At 39.6% G+C, this 1,549-nt stretch carries 1 protein-coding gene and 1 pseudogene; one reads left to right on the forward strand and one right to left on the reverse strand.

The features are described 5' to 3' along the window. Positions 1 to 790 (reverse strand): hypothetical protein (locus tag IQR33_RS09205; protein ID WP_193843652.1); only part of this gene is annotated, 790 nt, incomplete at its 3' end. A gap of 458 nt (positions 791 to 1,248) precedes the next feature. On the opposite strand from IQR33_RS09205, the pseudogene IQR33_RS09210 reads away from it, so the two are divergent. Further along, positions 1,249 to 1,549 (forward strand): annotated as a pseudogene (locus IQR33_RS09210) (sugar transporter); the annotation flags it as partial.

Genomic DNA, 1,549 nt, shown 5'->3' on the forward strand with positions numbered 1-1,549 from the left:
CTTCTAGTGGAGTGTCGTTATCAATAGCCTCTTGTACATCAGCAACAACTTTCTGAGTATCTTCAGCTGGAATCGTTACGTAGATAACATCACCCGAATCATTCTCAGGATAATTTGGGTTCGCCGCGATTACATCTTCTGTTATTGCTTTTGCAGCAACAGCTACAGCTTCAGGCGAAGCTGTTGGGTTCGCTTTGATGATATCTGATACAACGTTTGCTGTTGCAACTAGCTGAGTAGCAAGTGCGCTGTTACCACCCTCACTACCAAGTCCTGCTACTACAGATTCTGTATCACGAAGGATTTCGTCAACTGTTTTACCACTTGCATTGATATCGATACCCAAATTCTCGAATACTTTTTCAGCGATATCAGAAGAGTATACTTCACCATCTTTTAAAGAGTTAGCAACCAAAGTCGTAAATGGAGAGCCTGTTACCAATGAATCCGTCTGGGCTAGGCCTTGAGGGATTTTGTAGTCAGATGTAATAGGTTTACCATTTGACGCGTCTTTACTATCTTCTGTGTGCGTTAATACGAAAGCACAATCACCTGGCGCATTTACAACGTTGATATTTTCAAAACGCGCTTTACCAACCATACCTTCATAGTTTGTTGTATTTTCAATAGCGTCGTATGTCTCACCACCACATACTGCTTGAACTTTCATGCCGATAACAGCTGGGTCATAAGCCTGAACTGAGTATCTTTTTACCTCAGGATCGCTGTCACTACCACAACCTGCTAGTAGGACTGCTGCCACACTTGCCGTTAAAAGTTTGATTTTCAAAATTAGCTCCAATATTTGTTGTTATATCCGACCGCAACAGGAAGCATAACGGCAGTTGCATATAGTGTAAATAGGATGCATACAACTTTGGCATGAGTTTTTTCACATTCTTGCCTGTTTGCTTGTGCAAAATCATGCATTCATCTCATTAACGTTAAATAGACACAATTTTGTCATGTATTCGTCAGTATTTTTTCAAGTAACTTGTTGCCTTTATTGCAACCAGATGGATAATAGTTGACTATTTTTTGTGGGTCGGATTTTCACACCTTCATTAATGAAACTAAGAGCTCTAAGTCGCTAGCAGCCATTTGGAGTGTTTATTACACAAATAATTCTGAATGGACTCGCTTTCTAAAGGCTTAAAACTGCAGTAAATCATCAATATTGATGAAATGCAGTTCAATTAGAATGAATCAATTTCAGTCGGCAAACTTTCTTTCGGTAGTTATAAACCAATGAACACATTTAATAAATTTTTGGGGATATCAGTACTTCCTATCCTTCTTACAGGGTGTACTTTGCCTGGTAGCCACCTTTCGGTCAGTGACAAAACAGTCATGAGCACTGAATCGAGTGATATAGAGTCTCAGGTTACCGTTTATCCCTTAACTTTGGAGCGCGTAACGTCTTTAAATTCAGTGGACCCTTTTTCAAAACCAAACCCAGAGTTAGATATTGAAATCGCAAAATATGAATACGAAGTAGGACCTGGCGATATCCTAAATATCACTATTTGGGATCACCCAGAGCTAACGA

Source organism: Vibrio sp. OPT46, assembly GCF_015163535.1.
Classification (GTDB): domain Bacteria; phylum Pseudomonadota; class Gammaproteobacteria; order Enterobacterales; family Vibrionaceae; genus Vibrio; species Vibrio alginolyticus.